Below are 13,510 nucleotides of genomic sequence, written 5' to 3' on the forward strand. Positions count from 1 at the left end.
CCGGAAAGGCGGACATCGATGAGCGGTACCGGGGTACCGACCTTCGCGCTGGCGGACGCCAAGGACCTGTCCTTGGGCATCGTCGCCTCGCGCTGGCACACCCAGATCTGCGACACCCTGCTGGCGAACGCCGAGCGGGTGGCCAAGGACGCGGGCGTCCAGCAGATCACGGTGGTGCGCTGCGCCGGTGCGATGGAGCTGCCGGTGGTGGCTCAGGAGCTGGCCAAGTCGCACGACGCGGTGGTGGCCCTCGGCGTGGTGATCCGCGGTGACACACCGCATTTCGAGTATGTCTGCGACGCGGTGACCGCGGGGCTCACCCGGGTTTCGCTGGACGAGGGCACTCCGGTCGCGAACGGAGTGCTCACCACCAACAACGAGCGGCAGGCCCTGGACCGCGCCGGGCTGCCGGAATCCCACGAGAACAAGGGCGAGCAGGCGGCCGCCGCGGCATTGGACGCCGCGTTGACGCTGCGCGCCTTGCGGCAGTCCGCGTAGCGATGCCGGTGGTCCGTATCTTCCGGAGGCACGCGGGCTCGCCCGCGGCGGTCGGCGAGGCGTCCGGATGGGAGTTCGAGGTGCGGCCCCGGCGCGCGGTGCGGACGGCTTGGATCGTGGCGGTGCTGGTCGCGGCCGCGTTCACCGTGGGCGGTATCTGGCTGCGCAGTGGGTCGACCGGCGTCAATTTCCGGGTGGCCGATCAGATCGCGATGATCGGGATCGGCCTGCTCGGCGCCGGGGCGGTGCTGCTGCTGACCAGACCCAGGGTGCGGGCCGGGGCACGGGGCGTGTCGGTGCGCAACATACTGGGGGACAATGATTTCCCGTGGGATTACATCCGAGGTGTGTCGTTCCCGGATCGGAAGTCCTGGGCTCGTCTGGAATTGATCGATGACGACTACGTCCCGATGCTGGCGATCCGCTCGAACGACAAGGAGCACGCGGCGCGGGCGATGGATCGGTTGCGCGAACTCGGTGCGAAGTATTCCGGGAGCAAGTGAGCGGGTGAGTTCCGTACGCCCACCCGCTTGGCTCGCGTGCGTTCGAACAGCCCTCTAGCCTCGCCGGTATGGAGCAGGGTGCCTTCGTCCTCGCGGCAGCGTTCGCCGACGATCCATTGATGACCTACTTCTGGCCGGTATCGGCGCGGCGGCGGAAAGCATTGCCCGGCTTCTGGGAATCGCGCATCGCGTCGCGCCGGAAGAACGGCTTGGTCGACCTCGCACACGATGCCGCGGGTGACCTCGCCTGTGTGGCGCTGTGGGAACCGGCGAACGTGGTGTCGCCGACGGCGAAGCCGTTGACCTTGCTACGGGCCTTGGGGCTGGGCACGGCGCGGGCCTTGTCCGCCGGGCGACGGATGGAGCACGCGCGACCGGCGACGCCGCATCTGTACCTGGCGGCCATCGGGACGCTGCCCGGCGTCCGGGGCCGGGGTCTGGCGACCGCGCTGCTGGAACGGCGGTTGTCGGTGGCCGAACAGGACTGCTTCTTGATCTCGAATACCAGCGGCACGGTGCCCTTCTACCGGCGATTCGGGTTCGAACCGCAAGGTGAGCTGCCGATCGACGGGGGTCCGGTGGTGTATCCGATGATCCGGAAGAAGTGATCGCTCCCCCCGGCATGCTGATCCTCGAGATGCCGGGGGTGGAGCGACGGCGATCGGTCGCTTGCCGTACCCGTTGCCGGGGCCGATTCAGTGCGTGTCGCCGAGGACCGCGCCTTCGCGGCGCGGGTCCGCGCCGCCGATCCAGCCGTCCGCGCCATTGCGTTTGAGCGCGCTGAGACCGCTGGACTGCGGTGCCACCGAGACCTGATGGCCCAGCTGGCGCAGCCGGAGCACGAGCGGGTCGTGGTCGCCGTTGTCCGTGGCGTCGATCGCCGGGTGCTCCCCGCCGATCCCCGTGGCCGGACTGTTGCCTGCGCCGAACGCGACCGCGGACACCGCCTGCTGCGGGTCCAGGCCCCAGTCGAACATGTTGACCAGTGTTTTCACCACGAACTGGATGATCACCGACCCACCGGGAGAGCCCGCGACATGGGTGAGTTCGCCGCGGGAGCCGTCGGGGGCCTTGCCGAAGATCAGCGTCGGGCTCATCGAACTGCGCGGGCGCTTGCCCGGCTGCACTCGATTGGCCATCGGCACGCCGTCCGCGCCCAGCGGATCGGCGTTGAAGTCGGTGAGCTGGTTGTTCAGGACGAAGCCGTCGACCAGGTGGAAGGAACCGAACGCCGACTCCACGGTGGTGGTCATCGCCGCGGCGTTGCCGTACTTGTCGACCACCGAGATGTGGCTGGTGCCGTGCTCGGGCGGCTGCGGGCCGACGCCCAGCGGCACGGGTCCGAAGTCACCCGGCTGCGCGGTGCCCATACTGCGGTTCGGATCGATCAGTCCGGCACGCTGTCGCAGGTAATCGCGGTTCAGCAGGGTTTGGGCGGAATTGCCGGGCAGCGGGACGAAATCGGTGTCGGCCACGTACTTGTTGCGATCGGCGTAGGCCAGGCGTTCGGCCTCGGAGATCAGGTGCACGGCCTGGGCGTTCGGCTTGCCGCCGTTGCGGTCGATGTTGTCCGGCCGCATGGTGGCCAGGTCGAAGTTCTCCAGGATGCCCAGGGTCGCGGCGACGGCGATGCCGCCCGAGGAGGGACTCGGCATGCCGCAGATCTCGTGCTCGCGATAGCCCGTGCACAACGCGGTGCGCTTCTTCGCCTGGTAGCCGGCCAGGTCCCCGGTGGTGATCAGGCCGGGGGTGCGCCCGCCGGAGGAGCGGCCCGCCGCCGCGGCGATGTCCCGGGCGATGGCGCCCGTATAGAAGGCCTGCGCGCCATCGGTGGCGACCGCGCCGAGCGTCTTCGCCATGGCCGGGTTGGTGAGGACGGTCTCGGCGGTCTTCGGGCTGCCGTCCGGGTTCAGGAAGTACGCCTTGGCGTCTTCGTCCGCAGCGAGGTCCTTGGCCGACTCCGCGATCTGGCTCGCGAGACGCGGACTGATCGGGAAGCCCTGATCGGCCAGTCCGATGGCAGGGTCGAACAACTCGCGCCACGCGGTCTTGCCGTGGTCGCGGTGCGCCAGTTCGAGCATCCGCAGCACACCCGGCACGCCGATGGAGCGGCCGCTGGCCCGCGTGTTCGGTTTGGGCTCGGTGCGGTCGGCATCGCTGATCCAGCGCAGGTAGTTCTCGGTGGCGGCCGCGGGAGCCACCTCGCGGCCGTCGTAGGCGTCCACGGTCCTGGTGTTCGCGTCGTAGTAGAGCAGGAACGCCCCGCCGCCGATTCCGGACGCCTGCGGTTCGACCAGCCCGAGCACCGTCTGTGCCGCGATCAGCGCGTCCGCCGCCGTGCCGCCGTCGCGGAGGACCTCACACGCGGCCTTGGTGGACACCGGGTTGGCCGTCGACACCGCGAAAGTGTGCGTGCGCACCGGCGTCATGTTCGAGCGATAGCCCGTCGCTATCTCCGGGTTGGTGCTCAGGTCTTTGGTGGCGCTGCTCGCCGGTCCCGCCGCGGTGGCCGTCACCGGCGTGCCGTTCGGAACCGTCTCGCAGACCCCGCCCGCCTGGCTTTCGCCGGACGAACAAGCGGTGGCCATTCCTACGGTGAGTGCGAACGCCGCCGCTGCGGCGACCCAAGTACCTCGCTTGCGCCCCATGCCCGGACTCTAACCTCCGGCACCGACAGCCGCGCCGGTTTCCTTCCCAGGGGCGAAATCGCCCTGGCGGCAGGGTGTGTCGAGGTCGAGGCGGCGGAAATCGGCCGTCGCGGACCGGCGGGGCGCCGCGAGCGGTCGGTAGGCTGGCCGGGTGGCGATCGAGGCGGTGCTGTTCGACTTCTCCGGGACCTTGTTCCGCCTGGAGGCCGACGAATCCTGGTACGCGGATCTGACCGGTCCGGACGGACGGGCGTTCGATGTGGACCAGAAGGCCGAGATCATGCGGCGGATGACGGCGCCGGTCGACCACGTGGCCGACTTCGACGACGAGACGCAGTATGCGTGGGATCACCGCGACCTGGATCCGGCGCTGCATCGCAAGGTGATGATGCGCGTGCTGCGCGAGTCGGGCGTGCCCACCGACGAGGACGCCGAGCGGCTGTACGCCCGGCTGCTCGACCCGCTGGAGTGGACGCCGTACCCGGACAGCGAGGCCGTCCTCGATCGCTTGGCCGCCCAAGGGATTCCGGTGGCGGTGGTGAGCAATATCCCGTTCGACATCCGTCCGTCGTTCGCGGCGCGCGGCTGGGATCGGCTGGTCGGCGCGTTCACCCTCTCCTTCGAGGTCGGCGCCATGAAGCCCGATCCGGAGATCTTCCATTCCGCGCTGGGTGAACTGGGCGTGCCCGCCGAGGCTGCGCTGATGATCGGTGACAGCGCCGAGGCCGACGGCGGCGCCGAGGCGCTGGGCAGCCGGTTCGCTCTGGTCGAGGCCCTGCCGACCACCGAGCGCCCGGACGCGCTGCTGGCCGCGCTACGGCGGCACGGTCTGATGGAGTAACCCGGGCCGATACGCGGACGCCCGCGCGGTGCCCGGTTCATTTGCCGAAGTCGCGGTTGTGGGGCAAGTCACCGTGTTACGGTGCGATTCCGGCGTAATCGCAGGTGCGCCGGTAGGTTCGGTACCAACGGGGGTACGGCTGTGAGCTTGGCGTTCTCCGGTGAGGAGCCGTCGATCGGCGTGGAAGCGGCCATGCCGGAGGCGGTTCGGGACGTGCGGGAAGCCGTCGCCGGGATGGCGGGGTTCGGACTCGCTTATCCCGTGCTGATGAATCTGACCCGCGGCGGCGACGCGGCCGCCACGGCATCCACCCAGTTCTGTGTGGCCTGGGCGCTGGGTCTGCTCGTGCTCGGTTTCGCCGAGGGGGCGCCCGCCGTGCGCAGGCTGACGCTCGCGCTCGCGCTCCTGCAGGCGGTCGTCGGGTGCTGGGCGGTCCGGGACCTCGCGGCCGTCCCGCCCGTCGTCGGCGTCGTCGCCGCGGGCTATTCACTCGCCACCTCGGCGGCCGTCGTGCATTTGCTGTGCCGCCCGGAAGCCAAGGCGTGGTTCGGCGTTCCCGTGCCCTGACCGCTTCGCGCAGCCGCCGTCAGCCGGGCTGTCGGTCGCGGTCTATACGCTGGATGGGTGGCAGATCCAGCGACGTACCGGCCCGCGCCGGGCACGATCCCCGTCGAACCCGGTGTCTACAAATTCCGGGACGCCCATCGGCAGGTCATCTACGTCGGCAAGGCCAAGAGCCTGCGCAGCAGACTGAACTCGTACTTCGCCGACGTCGCCGGCCTGCATCCGCGCACCAGGCAGATGGTCACCACGGCCGCGAGCGTCGAATGGACGGTCGTCTCCACCGAGGTGGAGGCGCTGCAGCTGGAATACAACTGGATCAAGGAGTTCGATCCGCGCTTCAACGTCCGCTACCGCGACGACAAGTCCTATCCGGTGCTCGCGGTCACCCTGAACGAGGAATACCCGCGGCTGTTCGTCTACCGCGGCGCGCGCCGCAAAGGCGTCCGTTACTTCGGCCCGTTCGCGCACGCCTGGGCGATCCGCGAGACGCTCGATCTGCTGCTGCGGGTGTTCCCCGCGCGCACCTGCTCCAACGGCGTCTTCCGGCGCCACCACCAGATCGGGCGTCCCTGTCTGCTCGGCTACATCGACAAGTGCTCGGCGCCGTGCGTCGGGCGGGTGAGCGCCGAGGAGCACCGGGCGATCGTCGAGGACTTCTGCGACTTCCTCGCCGGCCGCACCGACCGCTTGGTCCGGGAGCTGGAGCGCCGCATGCACGAGGCCGCGGAAGACCTGGACTTCGAGGCCGCGGCACGGCTGCGCGACGATGTCCAGGCGCTGCGCCGGGCACTGGAGAAGCAGGCGGTGGTGCTCGGCACGGGCACCGACGCCGACGTCATCGCCTTCGCCACCGACGAGCTGGAGGTGGCGGTGCAGGTCTTCCACGTGCGCGACGGCCGGGTGCGCGGCCAGCGCGGCTGGGTGGTCGACAAGTCGGGTGACGCGGTCGACGTGCCGCAGGCGGGCGGTGAGCTCGCCGCGCTGGTCGAGCAGTTCCTCACCCAGTTCTACGGCGAGCAGGTCGCGGTGGCCGAGCAGTCCGCCGACGACCTGCCCGCCGCCGTGGTGCCGCGCGAAGTGCTCGTGCCCGAGCTGCCCGCCGACGTCGAGCAGGTCCAGCAGTGGCTGTCGGGCTTGCGCGGCTCGGCGGTGAAGGTGCGGGTGCCTCAGCGCGGGGACAAGAAGGCGCTCGCCGAGACCGTGCAGCGCAACGCGATGGAAGCGCTGGCCCAGCACAAGCTCAAGCGGGCGGGTGATCTGACGTCGAGATCACAAGCGCTGCAAGAGATCCAGGACGCCCTGGAACTCGACACCGCGCCGTTGCGCATCGAGTGCGTGGACGTGAGCCACGTGCAGGGGACCGACGTGGTGGCCTCGTTGGTGGTCTTCGAGGACGGCCTGGCCCGCAAGTCCGAGTACCGCCACTACACGATCCGGGAGGCGGCCGGCGAGGGCCGGTCCGACGACGTCGGCAGCATCGCCGAGGTGACCCGCCGCCGGTTCCTCAAACTGCGCCGTGAGCGCGACATGATGGAGCACGACGACCTCGCCGCGACCGGAAGCGACGAGGAGGCGCTCGACCTGACGTCCCGGCCGGGCATCGATCCCCGCACCGGACGCCCGCGCAAGTTCTCCTACCCGCCCAACTTGTTCGTCGTCGACGGCGGCGCGCCGCAGGTCGCGGCCGCGGCCGAGGTGCTCGACGAGCTGGGCATCACCGACGTCGCGGTGATCGGCCTGGCCAAACGGCTGGAAGAGGTGTGGGTGCCCGGCGAGAGCGATCCGGTGATCCTCCCGCGCACCAGCGAGGCGCTGTACCTGCTGCAACGGGTCCGTGACGAGGCCCACCGCTTCGCCATCACCTTCCACCGCAGCAAGCGCTCGCGCCGGATGACCGCCTCGGCGCTCGACTCGGTGCCGGGTCTCGGCACGGCGCGCCGGACCGCGCTGGTCACCCATTTCGGGTCGGTGGCCAAGCTGAAGCAGGCCACGGTCGAGGAGATCACCGAGGTGCCCGGGATCGGGGTGGCGACCGCGAAAGCGGTCCTTGCGGCGCTCGAGTCCGAATAGTCAGTCGACAGTGCACCGGAAGATTCGGTTTCGCGTACGTTGTGTCTGCGGCCGATACCGGAATCGGTGCGCGATGATCGGAAGGCACCCCAGAGACGGATCCGGTAGGACATGACACGCGTCGAATCGAACAGCAGTGCGGGCAACCCGCCGACGAGCGCGGGACGAGTCGCCTCGTCCGGCGCCGTCGGCGGGGCGAACCCGCAGGTCGAGGTCGTGATCGTGACCGGGCTCTCGGGCGCGGGCCGCGGCACCGCCGCCCGCGTGCTCGAGGATCTCGGCTGGTATGTGGCCGACAACCTGCCCCCGGAGCTGTTCGGGCGGATGGTGGAGCTGGGGGCTTCGGCGAAGCCGCCGATCCGCCGTCTCGCGCTGGTCATGGACGTGCGCAGCCGGTTCTTCACCGGTGATCTGTCGGTGGTCACCGAGCAGTTGCGGACCCGGGGCGTGCGCACCAGGGTGCTGTTCCTGGAGGCCTCCGACGACGTGCTGATCCGCCGTTTCGGCTTCGCGCGGCGCAGGCACCCGCTGCAGAGCGAGAGCAAGGACGGCACGTTGTCGGCCGGCATCGCCGCCGAGCGGGTGCGGCTGTCCGCCGTGAAGGCGGCCGCCGACCTGGTGATCGACACCACCGAACTGTCCATCCATCAGCTGCACCGCAAGATGGAGGAGGCCTACGGCGGCGGCGCGCCCAGCGCATTGCAGCTCACCGTGCAGTCGTTCGGCTTCAAGTACGGAGTTCCGCTGGACGCGGACATGGTGTTGGATGTGCGTTTTCTACCCAATCCACATTGGATACCGGAATTGCGGGAACACACCGGTCAGGAGACGGTGGTCAGCGAGTACGTGCTGTCGCGTCCCGGCGCGGACGATTACCTCCGTACCTGCCACCACCTGGTCGAGCTGACCACGAACGGTTACCGCCAAGAGGGGAAGCGATACATGACGGTCGCAGTGGGCTGCACCGGAGGCAAGCACCGGAGCGTCGCGATTGCCGAGGCGCTGGGCGAGTTGATGAGCGAGGTCACCGGCGGGCCGGAGGACTCCGCCGATGTGGTCCGGGTAGTGCATCGAGACCTGGGGCGCGAATGACCGGGTGGGAATCCAATCCGAGCATCGTCGCGCTGGGCGGCGGACACGGCCTGTACGCGACGCTGACCGCGGTGCGGCGGCTGACCAGGAAGATCTGCGCCGTGGTCACCGTCGCCGACGACGGCGGCTCCTCGGGTCGGCTGCGCGCCGAGCTGGGGGTGCTGCCCCCCGGGGATCTACGGATGGCGCTGGCGGCCCTCGCGGCGGACGCCGACGGCGTCTGGACACAGACGGTCCAGCATCGTTTCGGCGGCACCGGCGCACTGGCCGGGCACTCCGTGGGCAACCTCATCCTGGCCGGGCTCACCGAGGTGCTCGGCGACCCGGTCGCCGCGCTCGACGAGGTCGCCCGCATGTTGCGCATCACCGGACGCGTGCTGCCCATGTCGCCGATCGCGCTGGACATCGAGGCGGACGTGTCCGGATTGGAAGCGGATCCACGGGTGAGCCGCTGCATTCGCGGCCAAGTTGCCATCGCGACGACGCCGGGTAAGGTGCGGCGAGTGCGGCTGATTCCGTCCGATCCACCGGCCAGTCCGGAGGCGACCTCGGCGATCGAACACGCGGACGTCGTGGTGCTCGGCCCGGGATCGTGGTTCACCAGCGTGATCCCGCACGTCCTCGTCCCGGAGCTACGGGAAGCCCTGGTATACACCAGGGCCCGGAAAGTTCTGGTGCTCAACCTCGCCGCGGAGCCGGGGGAGACCGCGGGGTTCTCCGCGGAGCGGCATTTGCATGTATTGTCCCAGCACGCACCGGAATTCGTCGTCGACGAGGTGCTGGTCGACTCCGGCTCGGTACCGGAGGGCCGCGAGCGGGAACATGTGGCCAGGGCTGCCGAACAGTTGCGGGCACGAGTAACCTTCTCCGATGTCGCCGAAGCGGGAACGGACCGGCATCACCCCGGAAAGCTTGCCGCCGCACTGGATCAACTGATCCGGCAACCTCGGCCGCAAATGGCAGGGCTTCGAGTCGAGGGACGGCACATGGGTCAGGATGTGCGTTCCGGGTTGGGTGGAAAGGAGCGCGTCCCGTGGCGATGACAGCCGATGTGAAAGACGAGCTGAGCAGGCTCACGGTGTCGCAGGTGAGTTCCCGCAAGGCGGAACTGTCCGCACTGCTGCGTTTCGCGGGCGGCCTGCACATCGTCGGCGGCCGGGTGATCGTCGAGGCCGAGGTGGACATGGGGTCCATCGCGCGCAGGCTGCGCCGGGAGATCTTCGAGCTCTACGGCTACGGGTCCGATGTGCACGTGCTCGGCGCGGGCGGATTGCGCAAGACCTCCCGGTACGTCGTGCGCGTCTCCAAGGAGGGGGAGGCGCTGGCCCGGCAGACCGGTCTGCTCGACGTGCGCGGCCGTCCGGTGCGCGGCCTGCCCGCGCAGGTGGTCGGCGGCAGCATCGCCGACGCCGAAGCCGCCTGGCGCGGCGCGTTTCTCGCCCACGGCTCGCTCACCGAACCCGGACGTTCCTCGGCGCTCGAAGTCAGCTGCCCCGGACCCGAGGCGGCGCTGGCGCTGGTCGGCGCGGCCCGGCGGCTCGGCATCACGGCCAAGGCGCGCGAAGTGCGCGGCACCGACCGTGTGGTGGTGCGCGACGGTGAGGCGATCGGCGCGTTGCTGACCAGGATGGGCGCGCACGGCACCCGCATGGTGTGGGAGGAACGCAGGCTGCGTCGCGAGGTGCGCGCGACCGCGAATCGCCTGGCCAACTTCGACGACGCCAACCTGCGCCGCTCCGCGCGGGCCGCGGTGGCCGCGGCGGCCCGGGTGGAACGCGCGCTGGAGATCCTCAGCGACGACGTGCCCGACCATCTCGCCGCCGCGGGCAAGCTGCGTGTGCAGCACCGCCAGGCGTCGCTGGAGGAACTCGGTCAGCTCGCCGACCCGCCGATGACGAAAGACGCCGTCGCGGGCCGCATCCGGCGGCTGCTGTCGATGGCCGACCGGCGCGCCAAGGAACTGGGCGTGCCGGACACCGAGTCGGCCGTGACGGCCGAACTGCTCGACGAAGCCTGATCCCGCGTTCGCGCGCTCGCCACGATCCCCGCGGCCCGGATGGCCGCGGGGATCGTGGCGTTCCGGCTGCCGGAATTCGTGTTGGTCGGGCGTCTGACCAGGCATCGCGCCCGCGCAAAGGCCAGGTGCGTGTCGGCGAGGTCACGGCAGGGCGTTAGTGTGAGTGGACATCGGAATGATCCGCTGGAAAGTTGAGGAGCGATAACGTGACTGTCCGGGTAGGCATCAACGGCTTCGGTCGTATCGGACGTAACTTCTTCCGGGCGGTGGAGGCGCAGAAGGCGCTCGGCACCACCGACATCGAGATCGTCGCGGTCAACGACCTCACCGACAACGCGACCCTCGCCACTCTGCTCAAGTACGACTCGATCCTTGGCCGGCTGCCCCAGGACGTCTCGCTCGACGGCGACGACACCATCGTGGTGGGCGACCAGCGGATCAAGGCGCTGGCCATCAAGGAGGGCCCCGCCGCGCTGCCGTGGGGCGACCTCGGCGTCGACGTGGTCGTCGAGTCCACCGGCATCTTCACCGACGCCACCAAGGCCAAGGGGCACCTCGCCGCAGGCGCGAAGAAGGTGATCATCTCCGCCCCGGCCAAGGGTGAGGACATCACCATCGTCATGGGCGTCAACGACGACAAGTACGACGGCAGCCAGAACATCATCTCCAACGCCTCGTGCACCACCAACTGCCTCGGCCCGCTGGCCAAGGTGCTCAACGACGAATTCGGCATCGAGCGTGGCCTGATGACCACCATCCACGCCTACACCCAGGACCAGAACCTGCAGGACGGCCCGCACAGCGACCTGCGCCGCGCCCGCGCCGCCGCGCTGAACATCGTGCCCACCGGCACCGGCGCCGCGAAGGCCATCGGCCTGGTGCTGCCCGAGCTGCAGGGCAAGCTGGACGGCTACGCGCTGCGCGTTCCGGTCCCGACCGGTTCGGTCACCGACCTGACCGCCACCCTGCGCAAGTCGGCCTCCATCGACGAGATCAACGCCGCCTACAAGGCCGCCGCCGAGGGCCCGCTGAAGGGCATCCTCAAGTACAACACCGATCCGATCGTCTCCAGCGACATCGTCACCGACCCGGCTTCTTCGATCTACGACGCGCCGCTGACCAAGGTGATCGACGACCAGGTCAAGGTCGTGTCCTGGTACGACAACGAGTGGGGCTACTCCAACCGTCTCGCCGATCTCATCGGCCTCGTCGGCAAGTCGCTCTGACGCGCATGGCTGTCAAGACACTCGCGGATCTGCTCGGCGAGGGTGTCGAGGGCCGGGGCGTGCTGGTGCGCTCCGACCTGAACGTCCCCCTCGACGACAACGGACAGATCACGGACCCCGGCCGCATCGTCGCGTCGGCGCCGACCATCAAGGCGCTCGCCGAGGCGGGCGCCAAGGTGGTCGTGACCGCGCACCTCGGCAGGCCGAAGGGCGGCCCGGACCCGAAGCTGTCGCTGGCGCCGGTGGCCGCCAGGCTCGCGGAGGAGCTGGGTCGCAACGTCCAGCTCGCCGGTGACGTGGTGGGCCAGGACGCGCTCGCGCGGTCGGAGGGCCTCACCGACGGCGACGTGCTGCTGCTGGAGAACATCCGGTTCGACCCGCGCGAGACCAGCAAGGACGACGCCGACCGGGCCAAGCTGGCCGCGGCGCTGGTCGAGCTGGTCGGCGACGACGGCGCGTTCGTCTCCGACGGGTTCGGTGTGGTGCACCGCAAGCAGGCGTCGGTGTACGACGTCGCCGAGCAGCTGCCGCACTACGCGGGCACGCTGGTCGCGGCCGAGGTCGACGTGCTGGCCAAGCTCACCGAGAACCCGGACCGGCCGTACGCCGTCGTGCTCGGCGGGTCGAAGGTCTCCGACAAGCTGGCGGTCATCGAAGCGCTCGCCCCGAAGGTCGACACGCTGGTGATCGGCGGCGGCATGTGCTTCACTTTCCTTGCGGCACAGGGCCTTTCGGTGGGCGCCTCGCTGCTGCAGGAGGAGATGGTGGACACCTGCAAGCAGCTGCTCGAGCAGTTCGCCGACGTCATCCACCTGCCGCGCGACATCGTGGTGGCCGACAAGTTCGCCGCCGACGCGGAGTCGAAAGTGGTTCCCGCGCACGAGATCCCGGACGGCTGGCTCGGCCTGGACATCGGCCCGGATTCGGTGGACCGATTCTCGGCGTTGCTGACCGAGGCGCGGACCGTCTTCTGGAACGGGCCGATGGGCGTGTTCGAGTTCGAGAAGTTCGCGGCGGGCACCCGCGGGGTGGCCGAGGCGATCGTGACCGCCACCGGCAAGGGCGCCTTCACCGTGGTCGGTGGCGGTGACTCCGCCGCGGCCGTGCGGGCGCTCGGCTTGCCGGAGGACGGTTTCTCGCACATCTCCACCGGCGGCGGCGCGTCGCTGGAGTACTTGGAGGGCAAGGAACTCCCCGGCATCGCGGTGTTGGAGGGCTGAACATGGCACGCAAACCGCTCATCGCGGGCAACTGGAAGATGAACCTCAACCACCTCGAGGCCATCGCCCTGGTGCAGAAGATCGCGTTCGCTTTGCCGGAGAAGTACTTCGACAAGGTGGACGTGGCGGTGATCCCGCCGTTCACCGACATCCGCAGCGTGCAGACGCTGGTCGAAGGGGACAAGCTCCTGCTCACCTACGGCGGCCAGGACGTCTCGGTGCACGAGTCGGGCGCCTACACCGGTGAGATCAGCGCGAGCATGCTCGCCAAGCTGGGCTGCACCTTCGTCGTGGTCGGGCACTCCGAGCGGCGTCAGTACCACACCGAGGACGACGCCACCGTGCTCGCCAAAGCCAAGCAGGCGTTGAAGCACGGGATCACCCCGATCGTGTGCATCGGCGAGGGCTTGAACATCCGCGAGGCGGGCACGCACGTCGAGTACAACCTCGAGCAGCTGCGGGGATCGCTGAAAGGCTTGACAGCGGAGGAGATCTCCAAGATCGTCATCGCCTATGAGCCGGTGTGGGCGATCGGCACCGGCAAGGTCGCCACCCCCGCCGACGCGCAGGAGGTCTGCGGCGCGATCCGCGGGGAGTTGGAGAAGCTGGCCGGACCTGAGGTCGCGGCGGGCGTCCGCGTGCTCTACGGCGGGTCGGTGAACGCCAAGAACGTCGGAGAACTGGTCGCGCAGAGCGACATCGACGGCGCCTTGGTCGGCGGCGCTTCGCTCAAGGGTGACGAATTCGCCACCCTCTCCGCGATCGCCGCGGGCGGCCCCTTGCCCTGAGCAGGGCACGACATCCGACAGCCCGGTATCGCTTCCCGCGATA

General features: G+C 69.6%; 13 protein-coding genes. 12 read left to right on the top strand and 1 reads right to left on the bottom strand.

Going from position 1 to position 13,510, the window contains the following annotated elements:
- Nucleotides 1-18 precede the first annotated feature (18 nt).
- The 3 genes from ribH to QMG86_RS10170 all read left to right on the top strand — a co-directional run bounded on the left by ribH (nt 19) and on the right by QMG86_RS10170 (nt 1,609).
- Nucleotides 19-498, top strand: coding sequence for a 6,7-dimethyl-8-ribityllumazine synthase (gene ribH / locus QMG86_RS10160; protein ID WP_063017730.1), 480 nt, complete (start codon nt 19-21; stop codon nt 496-498).
- Nucleotides 499-500: 2 nt separating this feature from the next.
- Entirely contained in the window at nt 501-1,001 is a 501-nt protein-coding gene (locus tag QMG86_RS10165; protein ID WP_281879098.1) for a PH domain-containing protein, read from the top strand.
- 68 nt (nt 1,002-1,069) lie between these two features.
- On the top strand, nt 1,070-1,609 hold the full coding sequence (locus QMG86_RS10170; RefSeq protein ID WP_281879099.1) for a GNAT family N-acetyltransferase: 540 nt from the start codon (nt 1,070-1,072) through the stop codon (nt 1,607-1,609).
- 87 nt (nt 1,610-1,696) lie between these two features.
- Here the strand turns inward: QMG86_RS10170 and QMG86_RS10175 are convergent, their stop codons facing one another.
- Nucleotides 1,697-3,589 (bottom strand): gamma-glutamyltransferase family protein, encoded by a 1,893-nt coding sequence (locus tag QMG86_RS10175; RefSeq protein WP_281880889.1) that lies wholly within the window; start codon nt 3,587-3,589, stop codon nt 1,697-1,699.
- 211 nt (nt 3,590-3,800) lie between these two features.
- On the opposite strand from QMG86_RS10175, the gene QMG86_RS10180 reads away from it, so the two are divergent.
- From QMG86_RS10180 to tpiA, 9 genes are all read left to right on the top strand, one after another.
- Nucleotides 3,801-4,490 carry an HAD family hydrolase gene (locus QMG86_RS10180; RefSeq protein ID WP_281879100.1) on the top strand — a complete coding sequence of 230 codons (690 nt, stop codon included), beginning with the start codon at nt 3,801-3,803 and terminating at the stop codon, nt 4,488-4,490.
- 141 nt (nt 4,491-4,631) lie between these two features.
- Entirely contained in the window at nt 4,632-5,057 is a 426-nt protein-coding gene (locus QMG86_RS10185) for a hypothetical protein (RefSeq protein ID WP_281879101.1), read from the top strand.
- A gap of 57 nt (nt 5,058-5,114) precedes the next feature.
- Nucleotides 5,115-7,124: an excinuclease ABC subunit UvrC gene (gene uvrC, locus QMG86_RS10190; protein WP_281879102.1), complete on the top strand. Its 2,010-nt coding sequence runs from the start codon at nt 5,115-5,117 to the stop codon at nt 7,122-7,124.
- Nucleotides 7,125-7,235: 111 nt separating this feature from the next.
- Nucleotides 7,236-8,216: an RNase adapter RapZ gene (rapZ, locus tag QMG86_RS10195; protein ID WP_281879103.1), complete on the top strand. Its 981-nt coding sequence runs from the start codon at nt 7,236-7,238 to the stop codon at nt 8,214-8,216.
- Nucleotides 8,213-9,259 carry a gluconeogenesis factor YvcK family protein gene (locus QMG86_RS10200; protein ID WP_043693713.1) on the top strand — a complete coding sequence of 349 codons (1,047 nt, stop codon included), beginning with the start codon at nt 8,213-8,215 and terminating at the stop codon, nt 9,257-9,259. Before rapZ ends, QMG86_RS10200 begins: the two co-directional genes overlap by 4 nt.
- Nucleotides 9,250-10,233, top strand: coding sequence for a DNA-binding protein WhiA (whiA, locus tag QMG86_RS10205; RefSeq protein ID WP_159837678.1), 984 nt, complete (start codon nt 9,250-9,252; stop codon nt 10,231-10,233). The genes QMG86_RS10200 and whiA overlap by 10 nt, the downstream gene beginning before the upstream one ends.
- Nucleotides 10,234-10,439: 206 nt before the next feature.
- Nucleotides 10,440-11,459 (top strand): type I glyceraldehyde-3-phosphate dehydrogenase, encoded by a 1,020-nt coding sequence (gene gap / locus QMG86_RS10210; protein ID WP_281879104.1) that lies wholly within the window; start codon nt 10,440-10,442, stop codon nt 11,457-11,459.
- Nucleotides 11,460-11,464: 5 nt separating this feature from the next.
- The gene (locus QMG86_RS10215; RefSeq protein WP_281879106.1) at nt 11,465-12,679 is read left to right on the top strand and encodes a phosphoglycerate kinase; all 1,215 of its coding nucleotides are present in this window, start codon (nt 11,465-11,467) and stop codon (nt 12,677-12,679) included.
- A 2-nt stretch (nt 12,680-12,681) separates the two neighbouring features.
- A complete protein-coding gene (gene tpiA, locus QMG86_RS10220) occupies nt 12,682-13,467 on the top strand; it encodes a triose-phosphate isomerase (RefSeq protein ID WP_281879107.1) in 786 nt (261 codons plus the stop codon).
- Nucleotides 13,468-13,510: the final 43 nt, after the last annotated feature.

The sequence above is a fragment of the Nocardia sputorum genome (assembly GCF_027924405.1).
GTDB lineage: Bacteria > Actinomycetota > Actinomycetes > Mycobacteriales > Mycobacteriaceae > Nocardia > Nocardia sputorum.

Bases quoted from the DNA above. Each gene is read 5' to 3' on its own strand.
- ribH (WP_063017730.1), top strand. From the start codon at position 19: ATGAGCGGTACCGGGGTACCGACCTTCGCGCTGGCGGACGCCAAGGAC.
- QMG86_RS10165 (WP_281879098.1), top strand. From the start codon at position 501: ATGCCGGTGGTCCGTATCTTCCGGAGGCACGCGGGCTCGCCCGCGGCG.
- QMG86_RS10170 (WP_281879099.1), top strand. From the start codon at position 1,070: ATGGAGCAGGGTGCCTTCGTCCTCGCGGCAGCGTTCGCCGACGATCCA.
- QMG86_RS10175 (WP_281880889.1), bottom strand. From the start codon at position 3,589: ATGGCCACCGCTTGTTCGTCCGGCGAAAGCCAGGCGGGCGGGGTCTGC.
- rapZ (WP_281879103.1), top strand. From the start codon at position 7,236: ATGACACGCGTCGAATCGAACAGCAGTGCGGGCAACCCGCCGACGAGC.
- QMG86_RS10200 (WP_043693713.1), top strand. From the start codon at position 8,213: ATGACCGGGTGGGAATCCAATCCGAGCATCGTCGCGCTGGGCGGCGGA.
- QMG86_RS10215 (WP_281879106.1), top strand. From the start codon at position 11,465: ATGGCTGTCAAGACACTCGCGGATCTGCTCGGCGAGGGTGTCGAGGGC.
- tpiA (WP_281879107.1), top strand. From the start codon at position 12,682: ATGGCACGCAAACCGCTCATCGCGGGCAACTGGAAGATGAACCTCAAC.